This is a genomic window from Shewanella sp. H8 (genome assembly GCF_040285065.1).
Lineage (GTDB): Bacteria > Pseudomonadota > Gammaproteobacteria > Enterobacterales > Shewanellaceae > Shewanella > Shewanella polaris.
Genome location: NZ_CP157213.1, coordinates 3,297,561 through 3,314,485, shown reverse-complemented (window position 1 = coordinate 3,314,485; position 16,925 = coordinate 3,297,561). Strand labels below are relative to the sequence as shown.

Below are 16,925 nucleotides of genomic sequence, written 5' to 3'. Positions count from 1 at the left end.
TTATCTGGGAGAAGACGACGCAATGCCAAAACGTACAGATATAAAAAGTATTCTTATCCTAGGTGCCGGTCCAATTGTTATTGGGCAGGCGTGTGAGTTTGATTATTCAGGTGCACAAGCCTGTAAAGCGCTTCGCGAAGAAGGCTATCGCGTGATTCTGGTCAACTCTAATCCCGCAACGATTATGACCGACCCTGAAATGGCTGATGCAACCTATATCGAGCCAATTCATTGGGAAGTGGTACGTAACATCATTGCTAAAGAACGACCTGATGCAATTCTACCCACAATGGGTGGGCAAACTGCACTAAATTGCGCACTTCAACTTGAAGAAAAAGGTGTGCTAAAAGAATTTAATGTTGAAATGATTGGTGCGACAGCTGATGCGATTGATAAAGCTGAAGACCGTAGCCGTTTCGACAAAGCGATGAAATCCATTGGGTTAGACTGCCCGCGAGCGGGTATTGCTCATAATATGGATGAAGCTTATGGCGTATTAGATATGGTGGGCTTCCCCTGTATTATTCGTCCGTCTTTCACCATGGGTGGCAGCGGCGGTGGTATTGCCTACAACAAAGAAGAGTTTGAAGAGATTTGTTCTCAAGGCTTAGACTTGTCGCCAACTAACGAATTATTGATTGATGAATCATTAATTGGTTGGAAAGAATATGAAATGGAAGTGGTTCGTGACCGCAACGATAACTGTATTATCGTATGTGCTATCGAAAACTTTGACCCAATGGGCGTTCACACTGGTGACTCAATTACGGTTGCGCCAGCACAAACGTTAACTGACAAAGAATATCAATTAATGCGTAATGCTTCTTTAGCGGTTTTACGTGAGATCGGTGTTGAAACTGGTGGTTCAAACGTACAGTTTGGTATTTGTCCTGATACTGGCCGTATGGTTATTATTGAGATGAACCCACGAGTATCACGATCATCAGCTCTAGCGTCTAAAGCGACTGGTTTCCCTATTGCTAAAATTGCCGCTAAGCTTGCTGTTGGTTACACATTAGATGAGCTTAGTAACGATATTACAGGCGGTAAAACACCTGCATCGTTCGAACCTGCTATCGATTATGTTGTGACCAAAATACCACGTTTTAACTTTGAAAAGTTTGCTGGTGCAAATGACCGTTTAACGACTCAAATGAAGTCTGTGGGTGAAGTCATGGCCATTGGCCGTACTTTCCAAGAATCATTGCAAAAAGCGTTACGCGGCCTTGAAGTGAGTCGTAACGGTTTTGATCCGATTGTTGATTTACAATCTCCAGAAGCCATACAACGTATTCGCCATGAATTAAAAGAACCGGGTTGTGACCGTATTTGGTACATCGCAGATGCATTTCGTGCAGGTTTAAGCCGTGATGATATCTTCACGCTAACTAATATTGACCATTGGTTCTTGGTTCAAATTGAAGATTTGATTACCCAAGAAGCAAAAGTCGCTGAGCTTGGGATGTCAGGATTAGAGCAAAACTACTTACGCCAATTAAAGCGTAAAGGTTTCTCTGATGCGCGTTTAGCCGATGTGTTAGGTGTGAATGAAAGCGAAATTCGTAAATTACGTCAACGTCATGAAATTCACCCAGTTTATAAGCGTGTCGATACTTGTGCAGCTGAATTCTCAACTGATACAGCTTACATGTATTCAACGTATGAAGATGAGTGCGAAGCTAACCCATCGAACCGTGAAAAAATCATGATTCTGGGTGGCGGTCCTAACCGTATTGGACAAGGGATTGAGTTCGATTACTGCTGTGTTCATGCAGCATTAGCACTACGCGAAGACGGTTATGAAACCATTATGGTGAACTGTAATCCTGAAACCGTATCAACCGATTACGATACATCTGACCGCTTATATTTCGAACCCGTCACGCTTGAAGACGTACTCGAAATCGTGCGTATCGAAAAACCAAAAGGTGTAATCGTACAGTATGGTGGTCAAACTCCCCTTAAACTAGCACGAGAATTAGAAGCAGCAGGCGTACCGATTATTGGTACCAGCCCGGATGCAATTGACCGTGCAGAAGACCGCGAACGTTTCCAACAAGCGATTCAACGTTTGAACATGAAACAGCCTGAAAATGCGACAGTAACTACTGTAGAAAGTGCTGTGATTGAAGCTGAAAAAATTGGTTATCCCTTGGTTGTTCGCCCATCTTATGTATTGGGCGGTCGTGCGATGGAAATTGTATACGATAAGCAAGATTTACTCCGCTACTTTAACGAAGCGGTCAAAGTATCTAATGCATCGCCAGTATTACTTGATCACTTCTTAGATGATGCGATTGAAGTGGATATTGATGCAGTGTGTGACGGTGAGACTGTGGTGGTTGGTGCCATTATGGAACACATTGAACAAGCTGGGGTTCACTCTGGTGACTCAGGATGTTCATTACCACCTTACACCTTGAGTGCTGATATTCAGGCGAGAATGCGTGATCAAGTGTCTAAACTGGCTTTTGAATTAGGCGTGGTCGGTTTGATGAACGTGCAGTTTGCAGTAAAAGATAACGAAATCTATATGATTGAAGTTAATCCGCGTGCCGCACGTACAGTCCCATTTGTGTCTAAAGCGACAGGCGTGCCGCTAGCTAAAATAGCAGCACGAGTTATGGCTGGCCAAAGTTTAATTTCACAGAACTTCACTAGAGAAGTGATTCCACCGTATTTCTCTGTGAAAGAAGTGGTATTACCGTTTAATAAGTTCCCAGGTGTTGATCCGCTATTAGGCCCAGAAATGCGCTCAACTGGTGAAGTGATGGGCGTGGGTGATACTTTTGCTGAAGCCTATGCAAAAGCCCAGCTTGGTGCCACATCTGAAGTGCCTAAGTCGGGCCGTGCGTTATTATCTGTGCGTAACAGTGATAAAAAACGCGTTGCCGATTTAGCTTCTAAGCTAATTGAGCTAGGTTATGAAATTGATGCCACTCATGGAACCGCGATTATCTTAGGCGAAGCAGGGATTAATCCTCGCTTGGTTAACAAGGTACATGAAGGTCGTCCACACATTGTTGATCGTATTAAAAATGGCGAATATACCTACATTGTTAATACTACAGAAGGTCGTCAAGCGATTGTCGATTCTCGACAGATCCGTCGTGGTGCATTGCGTTATAAAGTCAATTATACTACGACATTGAATGCTGCCTTTGCGACCTGTTTAGCGCATGCTGCAGATGATCGTGTCAAGGTGACTTCTATACAAGAGCTACACAAACGTATAAAAAGTTAATTTTTACTGTGTGGTCGTGATTAAGGTCGCCATTTGGCGACCTTTTTTATGACATTTTGATGAAGCATGACTAGCAAGTCTGTAAAAGCTTAGGTAAGCTGTTGTCATCATCGAAAAGATGCATCCTAGATACGCACGCTAAGTCGGTTGCGTACTTCCAACTAAATTTTTACTGTGTTGACTTTTGTCAGCACGGGATGCTTTTGTTTTTAAAGGAGACAAAGTCATTATGAGTAAAGTCCCAATGACTGTAGTTGGCGCAGACCAATTACGTAAAGAACTTGAAATGCTAAAGTTCGATCGCCGTCCAAAAATTACAGAAGCAATTGCTTCTGCACGTGAGTTGGGCGATTTAAAAGAGAATGCCGAATACCATGCAGCCCGTGAAGATCAGGGAATTTGTGAAGCGCGTATTCGCGATATTGAAGGTAAGTTATCTAACGCTCAAATTATTGATGTCACTAAACTGGAAAACACTGGACGAGTCATTTTTGGCACCACTGTGACCATTTTAAATATTGATACCGATGCTGAAGTGACTTATCGCATTGTCGGCGATGATGAAGCCGATATTAAACATAATTTAATTTCTGTTAATTCGCCCATTGCACGTGGATTAATTGGTAAAAGCGAAGGTGATGAGGTTTCTATAACCACGCCTGGCGGATTAACTGACTATGAAATTATCGCGGTTAAATACCTCTAAATGAGCGTTTATTGCCATTTGGAATATTGATAAATTGTTATTAATGCCTCGGTTTAAGACGAAAAGGCCTCTTATGGACAAATTCAATCCAAACTAAAACAATACTGTCTAACTGAAAGCACTAAATAACATTATTTAGTGCTTTTTTTGTTTACTGTAATGAATATTTAAACAGATCAGATATTGGATAATTATTGGTATAAAGCATAGAACATGGATGAAAATTCATTTGCAGATTAAAGGTGCAATGGATATTCTCGGCATGTGTTAAGTTGATGTGTTGTTTCTGATGTTACTTAGTAAATAACTATATTGATCTGTAAAAGTAAGTAAATAGCTTTGTAAGATAAGTGCATAGCTTTGTATGATAAATAAATTGATTTGCAACTTAAGGTCATTATGACGTTTCCATGGGCTCGTATATTGCTAATGCTGATTATTGTGGGGTTGTGTTCAATCTTCCTTACCAATAGTCGTGTGCTAGTTTTAGCATCTATGCCATTTGATTCATATTATAGTCATTCTTGTTCGTATGATCAGGACTTAACGTCAAAGGAACGCCGTTGTGAACCGCAAAGCAATACTTATTCTGATACTACCTTTTCTTCAATTGAAAATGCGAATGTAGACTTATCTACTGTACTTAGCGACACTCTTACTGATGTGAGCAGCTCAATATTGGACTACGCTAGAGATCTGTCATCAACGAATGTTATCTCTGAGCCACCTAATTCAAACGATGTCCATTATGTGCCCACTTATTCTGCACGATATATCAGCATAGCTCAGCATCAACCCGACGAAACAAACCCTAATTATGTGTTGGCTTATGAATTTGTTTCTCCACCAGTACCGAGCTTAACCATAGGTTATCAAATTAATTTTAGTCCCCAATTGGACTGGACATTGTCAACCGCGTCAGCCCCCTCAAGACTTTCAGCTTGGAAAGAGTCTAATTTACTTTTCGTTCACGCTCACACCTGCTAACTAAATCCTGCATTAATGATAAATGTCATTAGCTTTGCTAATGAGTTTTACTGTGGGTCGATGATTTAGGTCAATACTGTTCATCACTCACTATGCATTTTAGATTGTGGCTTAAATGGCCTCAATATTGTGGGATCAAGCGTTATGAAAATATCATCAAAAAATAGTAGATTAAATCATTATTCTCAATGGAAATATTGGCTTTTAATTATCACCCTAAGTGTCCTGTTTTTGAGTGCATTACCTTCTTGGTTTGGGGAAGAACCTGCGGTTCAGCTTGCTGTTAAATCGCAACATTCACTGACAACAGAACAAATCCACCATACATTGCAACAAGCTGGCATAAACAGTAAACGCATTGATCAGCAACTAGACAATGTCTTGGTGATATTAGCTGATGCCGATACCCAAACACAAGCTAAAGAGGCTTTAGTTAAGCAGTTTGGACAACAAGCCCAAGTGACTTTAGCGTTATCACCTGCTGCCCCAAATTGGTTATTAGATTTAGGTGTTAAACCCATCAAGTTAGGATTAGATCTTCGAGGAGGCGTGCAGTTTCTGCTGGACGTGGATCTTGACCTCGTATTTAAAAATCAAGCCGTGATGATTGGCGATGCCATAAGACAGTTTGTTAGAGAACAACACTTTAGCCGAGTGTCAGTGGATTCAGGCGAGGGTGCGGCATTAGCTATCAATGTCGTTAATGACGATGTTCGTGGGCAATTAAGGCAATTTATTGCTCAGAAATATCCTTTGTGGCAAGTGAGTGGGCACCAACAAACACTGAATGTGAGTTTACCTGAAAATGAGCAAATCAAGTTAACGAATTTAACGGTTCAGCAAAATTTACAAATTATGCGTAGCCGGATTGAAGAGTTAGGGATTACCGAAGCATTAGTACAGCGTCAAGGTGAAAATCGTATTCGCATTGAACTGCCTGGTGTGCAAGACCCCGCCACGGCTAAAAATGTCATTGGTGCCACTGCAAGTTTAGCATTTTACCCTGTAGTTCAGACAGGTTCGGTCAATGCTATTGTCTTTAACGACGAACAAAATAAACCTGTTTATGTTAACAGAAGCCCGGTACTTAACGGTGATCACATTATTGATGCTCGTGCCGCTACCGGCGACTTTGGTATGGCAAAAGTGAACATCAGCCTTGATGCTGCGGGTGGTATGCTAATGTCGGACTTCTCTCGCGACAATATAGGCAAGCCTATGGCAACCGCATACAGCGAGTTCAGCCGTGATGATCAAGGTAAAGCCATACAAACGACAAAGATAATCAGTGTAGCAACCATTCAAAGCCAATTAGGCAATCGTTTTGAAATAACAGGTGCAGGAAGCCATCAAGAAGCTCAGCAGCTTGCATTACTGCTAAGGGCTGGCTCAATGACTGCGCCTGTTACGATTGTTGAAGAGCGGACCATTGGCCCCAGTTTAGGTGCTGAAAACATCGTTAACGGTTTTGCGGCATTAGCATTAGGTATGGCGGTGACATTATTATTTATGGCGTGTTGGTATCGTCGTTTAGGCTGGGTCGCTAATGTGGCGTTAATTGCCAACATGGTGATGCTATTTGGATTGTTAGCGCTTATTCCTGGTGCGGTATTAACCTTACCTGGTATTGCGGGGTTAGTGCTTACTGTCGGTATGGCAGTAGACACGAACGTACTTATATTTGAGCGGATTAAAGAAAAAATAGCAGAAGGTCGGAGTTTTGCCAGTGCAATTGATGTGGGATTCGATAGTGCCATATCAACTATATTTGATGCTAATTTCACCACAATGATTACTGCTATAGTGCTGTTTTCAATTGGCAATGGTCCCATTCAAGGTTTCGCTTTAACCCTAGGGTTAGGTTTATTAACCAGTATGTTTACTGGTATTTTTGCCTCTCGGGCATTAATTAATCTTGTTTATGGCCGTGATAGTCGTCGTGCAATTAAGGTGTAATCAAATGAACTCAAATCCTTTAAATAACAGCTCAAATCAACTGCAATCTTTTACCAAATGGCGTTATACATCAAGCATGATATCCATTGTGTTGATGTTGTTTTCATTAACGGTAATTGGCGCAAAAGGTTTTAATTGGGGGCTCGATTTCACCGGTGGTGTTGTCACCGAAGTGCAATTAGATAAGGTTATTACAGCAAGTGAAATTCAACCATTAATGACGGCTGCATATCAACAAGAGGTTAGTGTTATTTCGGCCGGAGAGGCCGGGCGTTGGGTATTGAGATACGCAGATATTCCAGATGAAAATCAACGCCCAGAACTGCAAGCTGTATTAGCACCTTTAAATAGTGACATTAAGATATTAAACAGTAGCATCGTTGGACCACAAGTAGGGCAAGAATTAGTTGAACAAGGTGGACTGGCATTATTGATAGCTATGCTGTGTATCATGGTCTATTTGAGTTTTCGATTTGAATGGCGTTTAGCTTCAGGCGCATTATTTGCGCTAATGCATGACGTAGTGTTTGTATTGGCTTTTTTTGCTCTGAGTCAAATGGAATTCAATTTAACCGTGTTGGCGGCTATTCTGGCTATTTTAGGTTATTCGTTAAATGATTCGATTATTATTGCCGATCGAATCCGTGAACAACTTATTGTTAAGCCGCAATGGAATATTACTGATATTAATAATCTTGCCGTTAAATCGACGTTTTCAAGAACCATGGTCACATCCGGCACGACCTTATTAACGGTTGTGGCTTTGTGGATTATGGGAGGATCGCCGCTTGAAGGGTTTTCTATTGCGATGTTTATCGGTATTTTAACCGGTACATGGTCATCAATTTCGGTTGGAGCAACCTTGCCTGAGTTTTTAGGATTAAAAGCTGAACACTATATAGTGGCACCCGTGCCTGATACTCCATAGATATGTGCGTATGAATTATTCTTCATAAAAAAGCCGCTGAAATCAGCGGCTTTTGTTTTGAATTCAAATATCGCGTTATTTTTTTGCTTTTGGCAAAGCAATCTTCATTTCTGCCGAATGGCGGAAAAGAACTAATACATGACCGATAAGTTGCACTTTCGCAGACTGCGTTTCACGAATAATGGCGTCAACGATGGCATTTTTAAGCTCTCTGTCAGCAGAGGCTACTTTCACTTTAATCAATTCATGATGAGTAAGAGCGCTATCAATTTCAGCCAGAACACCTTCAGTTAGTCCATTGCCACCAAGCAGCACCACTGGTTTTAGACTGTGTGCCAGACCTTTTAAATGCTGTTTTTGTTTGGTTGTTAAGTTCATTTTTACCAACTTTTGCTGAGTTACTGTTGAAAAACGCGTATTCTACCCTTATATAGAGCTTATGTAACTCTGAATCGTTGCGGAATTTAAATGACAACAAAAAAACGAACGGCAAGTTCAAGTCGTTGGATGCAGGAACACTTTGATGATCACTATGTGAAACTGGCCCAGAAACGAGGCCTACGTTCACGTGCAGCATTTAAGTTAGAAGAGATCCAACAAAAAGATAACTTGATTAAACAGGGGATGACTGTTGTTGATTTAGGTGCTGCACCAGGTGGTTGGTCACAAGTGGCTGCCAAATTAACGGGTGATAGAGGCAAAGTTATCGCGTGTGATATCTTACCAATGGACCCCATTGTTGGTGTGGATTTCCTTCAAGGTGATTTTAGAGAAAACAAAGTACTCGAAGCATTGCTTGAGCGTGTAGGTCAAGATAAAGTGGATGTGGTACTATCAGATATGGCTCCGAACATGAGTGGTTCGGGTGCTGTTGATCAACCGAGGGCTATGTATTTAGTTGAATTAGCGCTAGATATGTGTCACCAAGTGTTGGCGCCTAATGGCTGTTTTGCTGTTAAAGTCTTTCAGGGGGAGGGCTTTGACGACTACATGAAAACAGTCAAACAGGCATTTAAAGTAGTTAAAACACGTAAACCAGACTCCTCTAGAGCGCGCTCTCGAGAAGTCTATCTAGTGGCGACTGGTTACAAGTTGTAGTAGTCTAACGTTAATAATCGCAGGACTGTTAAGAGGTCGAGTAATTTGAGTGACATGGCTAAAAATTTAATACTCTGGGTTGTCATCGCTGTTGTGCTGATGTCAGTGTTTCAGGGTTATTCCCCCTCTTCTTCGAATACGCAGAAGATGGATTATTCCGCCTTTTTGGACAATGTTCGAAATGGTCAAATTAACAAGGTCGAAATAAAAAGCGACCAACGAACCATTGAAGGGACAAAGCGTACTGGTGAAAAGTTCACCACTATCATGCCGATTTATGATCAAGATCTAATTAATGATCTAGATAGAAAGGGTATCGACATGAAAGGGCAAGAGGCTGAAGAATCAGGCTTTTTAACCCAAATATTTATTTCATGGTTCCCAATGTTATTGCTCATAGGGGTGTGGATATTCTTCATGCGTCAAATGCAAGGCGGCGGTGGAAAGGGCGCAATGTCATTTGGTAAAAGTAAAGCCAAATTAATGAGCGAAGACCAAATTAAAACCACATTCGCTGATGTTGCTGGCTGTGATGAAGCAAAAGAAGAAGTGAAAGAACTGGTTGATTATTTACGTGATCCTACCAAGTTTCAAAAATTAGGCGGTCGTATTCCTACGGGCGTGTTAATGGTTGGACAGCCTGGTACAGGTAAAACCTTGCTAGCTAAGGCTATTGCTGGTGAATCCAAAGTGCCATTCTTTACCATTTCAGGTTCTGATTTTGTGGAAATGTTTGTCGGTGTTGGTGCTTCTCGTGTTCGTGACATGTTTGAACAAGCCAAAAAATCAGCTCCATGTATTATCTTTATCGATGAAATCGATGCCGTAGGTCGCCAACGTGGTGCAGGTGTTGGTGGTGGTCACGATGAACGAGAGCAAACATTGAACCAGTTACTGGTTGAGATGGATGGTTTCGAAGGTAATGAAGGCGTTATTGTCATTGCGGCAACTAACCGTCCAGACGTACTCGATTCTGCACTACTTCGTCCAGGTCGATTTGACCGCCAAGTTGTGGTCGGTTTACCCGATGTTCGTGGTCGTGAACAAATCCTTAAAGTACACATGCGTAAAGTGCCTTTATCGGACGATGTTAAAGCAAGTGTTATTGCCCGCGGTACCCCAGGGTTCTCAGGTGCAGACTTAGCAAACCTTGTTAACGAAGCTGCGTTGTTTGCTGCTCGTGGTAATCGTCGTGTAGTCGGTATGGAAGAGTTTGAACGTGCTAAAGACAAAATCATGATGGGTGCTGAGCGCCGTTCTATGGTGATGTCTGAAGAAGACAAAGAGATGACGGCTTATCATGAAGCCGGACATGCTATTGTTGGTTGCTTAGTGCCAGAACATGATCCAGTACATAAAGTGACAATTATTCCACGAGGACGTGCATTAGGTGTTACTTTCTTCTTACCTGAAGCTGATGCTGTTAGTCAAAGCCGTCGCAAATTGGAATCACAGATATCCGTTGCTTACGGTGGACGTTTAGCCGAAGAGCTTATCTATGGTAGTGAAAAAGTGTCTACTGGTGCTTCACAAGACATAAAATACGCGACTTCCATTGCTCGTAACATGGTTACGCAATGGGGCTTCTCAGACAAACTGGGTCCATTACTCTATGCCGAAGAAGAAAATGAAGTTTTCTTAGGACGCAGTATGGGTAAATCAAATGCCATGTCTGGTGATACTGCATCATTAATTGATTCTGAAATCAAAATGTTTATCGATAAAAACTATCAACGTGCACAAACCATGTTGACAGAAAATATGGATATTTTACATGCGATGAAAGACGCATTGATGAAGTACGAAACGATTGATTCGTTACAAATTGATGATTTAATGCATCGACGTGAAGTGCGTATGCCAGCTGAATGGCAAAAAGATGAATCATCTGACGATAAAGACAATGGCAATACCACGCCTAAGTCTGAAGTTGAAACGCCAGTGGATGACGCTAAAACCGACACTAAAGTCGACAATAAAGCCGATTCGAATGATGCGGATGAATCACCAGCTAAATAATTAATTTAGTGAATAAAGAAAACCCCGAAAGGGGTTTTCTTGTTTTTAGCCTTTATCAAGGAAAACTAATTTGTTTCAATTAATCCATGCTAAGAAAACCCTCGATTTATCATCTCCAGTTGTAATGGGGATTGTTAATGTCACCCCCGACTCTTTTTCTGACGGCGGTGCTTATTCTAATGTTGAATTAGCCTGCAAACATGTCGACCACATGGTTGAGCAAGGTGCATTAATTATTGATGTGGGTGGCGAGTCAACTCGTCCAGGTTCCGACATCGTTTCAGTGGAAGAAGAACTGGCACGTGTTATTCCCATTATTGAATACACCGCTAAAAAATATGATGTATGGATTTCGATAGATACCAGTAAACCTGAAGTAATGGAGCAGGCAGTCAATGCAGGTGCCAATATGATTAATGATGTGCGTGCATTGCAAGTAGCTGGAGCCTTAGCAATGGCTGCAACCTTAGATGTGCCAATTTGTTTAATGCATATGCAAGGTGAACCTCAAACCATGCAAGAGAAACCTGAGTATCAAGATGTAGTTGAAGAAGTAAAAGCCTTTTTCGAACTGCGTATTGCCTACTGTGAAGCGGCAGGTATTGATCGTGAGCGTCTAATTCTTGATCCAGGTTTTGGCTTTGGCAAAACTTTAGCGCATAATTACCGCCTATTAGCGACATTACCTTCCTTACATGAATTTCATTTACCTTTATTGGTCGGATTGTCACGAAAAAGCATGATTGGGGACTTGTTAGGGCGTGCTATTGATCAACGCCTTGCGGGTAGTCTTGCTGGAGCACTTATTGCAGCTCAGCAAGGTGCGCAGATAATACGAGTTCATGATGTACCCGAAACTGTTGACGTACTTAAAGTCATGTCTGAAACAATGGCTAATTTGTAGTTCTGTCGATATAACACGTTGTATAAAAAGTGATTAACTTAAGTGGGGACCTGTGAAACAAAGACAATTTTTTGGAACCGATGGTATTCGCGGCAAAGTAGGGGCAGGCAAAATGACCCCCGAATTGGCATTGAAGCTCGGTTGGGCCGCAGGACGAGTATTGTCGCGAAATGGCACTCAAAAAGTGATTATTGGTAAGGATACTCGTATTTCAGGTTACTTATTTGAATCGGCTTTAGAAGCGGGATTATCTGCCGCCGGGTTAAATGTTTTATTACTTGGACCCATGCCGACACCTGCAGTAGCTTATTTAACTCGGACATTTCGTGCTGAAGCGGGTGTGGTTATTAGTGCTTCGCATAATCCATATTACGATAATGGTATCAAGTTTTTCTCAACAGATGGCAGTAAACTCGATGATGATATTGAGCTTGAAATTGAGGCTGAACTTGAAAAACCATTAGTGTGTGTTGAATCTCACTTATTGGGTAAGGCCCGCAGAATCGAAGATGCTGCAGGACGTTATATTGAATATTGCAAAGGGAATTTCCCAGCAGATCAAACTCTTGAAGGTTTAAAAATTGTGGTTGATTGTGCCCATGGTGCAACTTATCACATAGCCCCCAATGTATTTCGAGAACTTGGTGCGGATGTGATTGCTATTGGTGATAAACCTAATGGTTTGAATATCAATGATAAAGTGGGTGCAACATCAATGGCCAAAATATGTGAAACTGTATTAGCTGAAAAAGCTGATTTAGGTATCGCATTAGATGGTGATGGCGACCGTATTATGATGGTCAATAGCCACGGAGAGGTAATTGATGGGGATCAAATTTTATATATTCTAGCCGTAGATGCCCAAAAACGTGGTATTTTGAAAGGCGGTGTAGTGGGCACGTTAATGTCTAACCTAGGGCTAGATTTAGCATTGCAAGCGCTTAATATTCCATTTGTTCGCTCGAAAGTGGGTGATCGGTATGTCATGGAAATTCTTAAAGAAAAAAACTGGCGTATCGGCGGAGAAAATTCGGGCCATATACTCAATCTTGATCATGGCACCACAGGTGATGGTATTGTTGCGGGTATTTTAGTGCTAGCAGCGATGCGACGCCAAAATTCGTCACTTGAACAATTAACCGAATCAATGAAGATGTTACCGCAGGTATTAGTGAACGTTAGGTTTGAAGGAAACTCGAATCCGTTGGATACTGATGCAGTAAGATTAGCCCAAGCTGATGTTGAGCAACAATTAGGTTCTCGTGGACGAGTATTATTACGCAAGTCGGGTACAGAACCGTTAATTAGGGTGATGGTTGAGGGTGATGATCATCCACAAGTGCTTGCACATGCAAATCGTATTGCTGACGCCGTAAAGGCAGCATGTTAATTATCTGAATATTCAGTTATGTTGTTACGCGCTCAAAAAGTAGACGCTTCGACAGATTATCTGAATTATTCCCCTTTTAGCTCTTGTAACTTGATAAGTGGTTCGCTATTATTCACGCCGCTTTCAGAGGAGATAATGAATGGCACTCAGACGTCCTATGGTCGCTGGCAACTGGAAAATGAATGGTAATTCGGCATTGGCCCAAGAACTTTTCAAAAAGTTTGCTACAAAGCTCCAAAATGATTCCGCTGAAGTGGTTTTATGTCCGCCTTCAATTTATCTTGAAAGTGTTCGACAGCTGCTTGAAGCTAATAAGCAAACCTTAGATGGCGCGCTTGTGAGAATGGGCGCACAAAATCTTAGTCAACATGATTTTGGTGCGTACACCGGTGAAATGTCCGGGCAGATGCTAAAAGATTCTGGATGTCGATATGTTATTATCGGCCATTCCGAACGTCGCCGTATGTACGGAGAGACGAGTAATATAGTGGCAGAGAAGTTTGCCGCAGCGCAAAAAAATGGTCTGACACCGATTTTATGTGTAGGTGAATCTGGACCGGCTCGTGAAGCAAGACGTACCTTTGAGGTGATTGCGGAAGAGCTTGATATAGTAATTGAAAAAAACGGTACCATGGCTTTTGATAACGCGATTATCGCCTACGAACCTTTATGGGCAGTAGGTACAGGTAAAAGCGCTACACCAGAGCAGGCACAAGAAGTACATGCGTTTATACGCAGTCGCCTCTCTGAAGTATCTCCCTTCATTGGCGAGAATATCAGAATTTTATACGGTGGTAGCGTCACCCCAAGCAATGCGGCAGATATATTTGCCCAGCCTGATGTTGATGGCGGCTTGATTGGCGGTGCCAGTTTGAACTCAAGTGAGTTTTTAAGTTTATGTACCATAGCGATGAGCGCGTAATAATATGTACGAAGTTCTTATAGTTGTATACTTGGTGGTAGCGTTAGGCCTTATCGGCTTAATTTTAATTCAACAAGGAAAGGGTGCCGATATGGGCGCATCTTTCGGAGCCGGTGCTTCAGGCACATTGTTCGGTTCAAGCGGATCAGGTAACTTCCTGACTCGCAGTACTGCAGTATTAGCCATTGGTTTTTTTGCATTGAGTTTAGTGATTGGTAATTTAAGTGCTAATCATACTCAACAAAATGATCAATGGAATGATTTAGGTCCAGCAGCAGAGCAAATCATTGACGATGCGCCTGTGCAAACCGAACAGTCAGAAACAAAAATTCCTGACTAGTAAACTAAATATCGCCGAGGTGGTGGAATTGGTAGACGCGCAGCCTTGAGGTGGCTGTGTCTTAACGGACGTGCGGGTTCAAGTCCCGCTCTCGGCACCATTATTTAACTAACAAATCATGGATTGAGTTTGATTAGTTATTGCAAGATATAGTGTAAATCAATATACTTGCATCAGTTGACGCGGGGTGGAGCAGTTGGTAGCTCGTCGGGCTCATAACCCGAAGGTCGTCGGTTCAAGTCCGGCCCCCGCAACCAGCTCCTTGTAATTTAACTTTGAAAGAAGATAAATTACAATTTACAGGTTTTATAATAAAATAACCTCGTGATTACGGGGTTTTTTGTTATATGGACTTTTAAATATCCGTGTTTTATGCGGATTGCTATGGGGCTATTAGCCCTTTTTTTGTTTTTTTTGGGGGTCATTTTTGGCAACGATAGAATCCAAGCTAGTTGAGATGTTAACGGTACCCGTTGAAGCATTGGGCTTTCAACTATGGGGCATAGAGTATATTCAAGCTGGTCGTCATTCAATATTACGTGTTTTCATTGATCACGAGAATGGCATCAACATTGAAGACTGTGCAGAAGCCAGTCGTCAAGTTAGCGCAGTTATGGATGTTGAAGACCCTATTTCTACAGAATACACATTAGAAGTATCTTCACCTGGCGTAGATAGACCTTTATTTACCGCTGAGCAATATGCGGCCTACGTGGGTGAAGATGCAAAAGTACAGTTGACTATGCCTGTTGCGGGTAGTCGTAATTTAAAAGGCGTCATTAGTAGCGTTGATGGGCAAATGCTCACCATCACTGTTGATGGTAAAGACTTGATTGTTGCTTTGGATAATATCCGTAAAGGCAACATTATCGCTAAGTTTTGATAGTTTCAGGTGAAGAACGAGGCAAGACCAAATGAATAAAGAGATCCTGCTAGTCGCAGAAGCGGTTTCCAATGAGAAAGGCGTTCCCCGTGAGAAAATTTTCGAGGCGCTAGAAATTGCACTGGCCACTGCTACAAAGAAAAAATACGAAGGCGATATTGAAGTTCGTGTTGAAATTGACCGTAAAACGGGTCATTACGATACGTACCGTCGTTGGATGGTAGTTGATGACCATGGTGAACCACTAGAGAACCCTTATAGTGAAATTACCATTGAAGCTGCGCGTTATGAACAACCTGATATCCAGCCAGGTGAATACATTGAAGATGAAATAGATTCAGTTGTCTTTGACCGTATTACGACGCAAACAGCAAAACAAGTTATCGTTCAAAAAGTTCGTGAAGCCGAGCGTGCGCAAATTGTTGAACAATTTATTGAGCGTGAAGGTGAAATTGTTACTGGTATCGTCAAAAAAAGTACCCGTGAAAGTGTGGTTGTCGATTTAGGCAATAACGCAGATGGCGTGATATTTAAAGAAGACTTAATTAGCCGTGAATCTTTCCGCCCTGGTGATCGTGTACGTGCTTTATTGTACTCAGTACGTCCAGAAGCGCGTGGAGCACAGTTATTTTTAACTCGCAGTAAGCCTGAGATGTTAATTGAGCTTTTCCGTGTTGAAGTGCCTGAAATTTACGACGAATTGATTGAAGTGATGGGTGCTGCTCGTGATCCAGGAGCTCGTGCTAAAATCGCCGTTAAATCAAATGACCGTCGCATTGACCCTATTGGTGCTTGTGTTGGTATGCGTGGCGCACGTGTACAAGCCGTATCAAACGAATTAGGTGGCGAGCGAGTAGATATTGTGATGTGGGATGATAATCCTGCACAATATGTGATCAATGCCATGGCACCTGCTGATGTAGCCTCTATCATTGTCGATGAAGATAATCACTCAATGGATATTGCTGTGGAAGCAGATAGTTTGGCACAGGCAATTGGTCGAAATGGCCAAAACGTTCGTTTAGCGACTCAACTGACTGGTTGGGAATTAAATGTAATGACAGTTGAAGACTTGAATAAGAAACACCAAGCCGAAAGTGCAAAGGTGATTGACTTGTTTGTAGCTTCTCTGGATGTAGATGCAGATTTTGCAGCCGTGTTGGCTGATGAGGGATTCACTTCGTTAGAAGAAATTGCTTATGTCCCAGAATCTGAACTATTAGCAATAGAAGGTTTTGACGAAGATATCGTTGAAGCACTACGTGAACGTGCAAAGGCGGCAATCTCAACAAGAGCATTAGCGTCTGAAGAAGCGTTAGACGGTGCAGAGCCAAGTGATGACTTACTAGCATTGGAAGGATTAGAAAGACATTTAGCTTATGTTCTTGCGAGCAATGGCGTAGTGACTTTAGAAGACTTGGCCGAGCAAGGTATTGATGATTTACTTGATATTGAAGAATTAACAGAAGAAAAAGCAGGTGAGCTCATCATGGCTGCCCGCAATATCTGTTGGTTTGGCGAAGAAGCATAAGTCGATCAACAGGGGGA

14 protein-coding genes and 2 tRNA genes are annotated in these 16,925 nt (G+C 42.0%); 15 read left to right on the top strand and 1 reads right to left on the bottom strand.

Annotated elements, in window-relative coordinates; genetic code table 11:
* Positions 1-22 precede the first annotated feature (22 nt).
* The 5 genes from carB (at position 23) to secF (ending at position 7,821) form a co-directional block, all read left to right on the top strand.
* The gene (gene carB / locus ABIS04_RS14325; RefSeq protein ID WP_350431479.1) at positions 23-3,244 is read left to right on the top strand and encodes a carbamoyl-phosphate synthase large subunit; all 3,222 of its coding nucleotides are present in this window, start codon (positions 23-25) and stop codon (positions 3,242-3,244) included.
* 229 nt (positions 3,245-3,473) lie between these two features.
* The gene (gene greA, locus ABIS04_RS14320) at positions 3,474-3,950 is read left to right on the top strand and encodes a transcription elongation factor GreA (protein ID WP_137226226.1); all 477 of its coding nucleotides are present in this window, start codon (positions 3,474-3,476) and stop codon (positions 3,948-3,950) included.
* A gap of 399 nt (positions 3,951-4,349) precedes the next feature.
* On the top strand, positions 4,350-4,937 hold the full coding sequence (locus ABIS04_RS14315; RefSeq protein ID WP_350431478.1) for a hypothetical protein: 588 nt from the start codon (positions 4,350-4,352) through the stop codon (positions 4,935-4,937).
* Between the two features lie 144 nt (positions 4,938-5,081).
* A complete protein-coding gene (gene secD, locus ABIS04_RS14310; protein WP_350431477.1) occupies positions 5,082-6,893 on the top strand; it encodes a protein translocase subunit SecD in 1,812 nt (603 codons plus the stop codon).
* Positions 6,894-6,897: 4 nt separating this feature from the next.
* On the top strand, positions 6,898-7,821 hold the full coding sequence (gene secF / locus ABIS04_RS14305) for a protein translocase subunit SecF (protein WP_140234880.1): 924 nt from the start codon (positions 6,898-6,900) through the stop codon (positions 7,819-7,821).
* 75 nt (positions 7,822-7,896) lie between these two features.
* Here secF and yhbY read toward each other — a convergent pair whose 3' ends face one another.
* Positions 7,897-8,199 carry a ribosome assembly RNA-binding protein YhbY gene (gene yhbY / locus ABIS04_RS14300; RefSeq protein WP_137226235.1) on the bottom strand — a complete coding sequence of 101 codons (303 nt, stop codon included), beginning with the start codon at positions 8,197-8,199 and terminating at the stop codon, positions 7,897-7,899.
* A gap of 90 nt (positions 8,200-8,289) precedes the next feature.
* Between yhbY and rlmE the strand changes: the two genes are divergently transcribed.
* The 10 genes from rlmE to nusA all read left to right on the top strand — a co-directional run bounded on the left by rlmE (position 8,290) and on the right by nusA (position 16,908).
* The gene (rlmE, locus tag ABIS04_RS14295) at positions 8,290-8,919 is read left to right on the top strand and encodes a 23S rRNA (uridine(2552)-2'-O)-methyltransferase RlmE (RefSeq protein WP_137226237.1); all 630 of its coding nucleotides are present in this window, start codon (positions 8,290-8,292) and stop codon (positions 8,917-8,919) included.
* A 45-nt stretch (positions 8,920-8,964) separates the two neighbouring features.
* On the top strand, positions 8,965-10,938 hold the full coding sequence (gene ftsH, locus ABIS04_RS14290) for an ATP-dependent zinc metalloprotease FtsH (RefSeq protein ID WP_137226239.1): 1,974 nt from the start codon (positions 8,965-8,967) through the stop codon (positions 10,936-10,938).
* A gap of 70 nt (positions 10,939-11,008) precedes the next feature.
* The gene (gene folP, locus ABIS04_RS14285) at positions 11,009-11,842 is read left to right on the top strand and encodes a dihydropteroate synthase (RefSeq protein ID WP_350431476.1); all 834 of its coding nucleotides are present in this window, start codon (positions 11,009-11,011) and stop codon (positions 11,840-11,842) included.
* Between the two features lie 52 nt (positions 11,843-11,894).
* Positions 11,895-13,232: a phosphoglucosamine mutase gene (glmM, locus tag ABIS04_RS14280; RefSeq protein ID WP_140234879.1), complete on the top strand. Its 1,338-nt coding sequence runs from the start codon at positions 11,895-11,897 to the stop codon at positions 13,230-13,232.
* Positions 13,233-13,371: 139 nt separating this feature from the next.
* Positions 13,372-14,154, top strand: coding sequence for a triose-phosphate isomerase (gene tpiA / locus ABIS04_RS14275; protein ID WP_137226243.1), 783 nt, complete (start codon positions 13,372-13,374; stop codon positions 14,152-14,154).
* 4 nt (positions 14,155-14,158) lie between these two features.
* Positions 14,159-14,494, top strand: a complete 336-nt coding sequence (secG, locus tag ABIS04_RS14270) for a preprotein translocase subunit SecG (RefSeq protein ID WP_137226245.1) — start codon at positions 14,159-14,161, stop codon at positions 14,492-14,494.
* 13 nt (positions 14,495-14,507) lie between these two features.
* Positions 14,508-14,594, top strand: a tRNA-Leu gene (locus ABIS04_RS14265).
* Positions 14,595-14,675: 81 nt separating this feature from the next.
* Positions 14,676-14,751: transfer RNA gene (locus ABIS04_RS14260), tRNA-Met, on the top strand.
* Between the two features lie 170 nt (positions 14,752-14,921).
* Positions 14,922-15,377, top strand: a complete 456-nt coding sequence (gene rimP / locus ABIS04_RS14255) for a ribosome maturation factor RimP (RefSeq protein ID WP_137226247.1) — start codon at positions 14,922-14,924, stop codon at positions 15,375-15,377.
* Between the two features lie 31 nt (positions 15,378-15,408).
* On the top strand, positions 15,409-16,908 hold the full coding sequence (nusA, locus tag ABIS04_RS14250) for a transcription termination factor NusA (protein WP_137226249.1): 1,500 nt from the start codon (positions 15,409-15,411) through the stop codon (positions 16,906-16,908).
* Positions 16,909-16,925 lie beyond the last annotated feature (17 nt).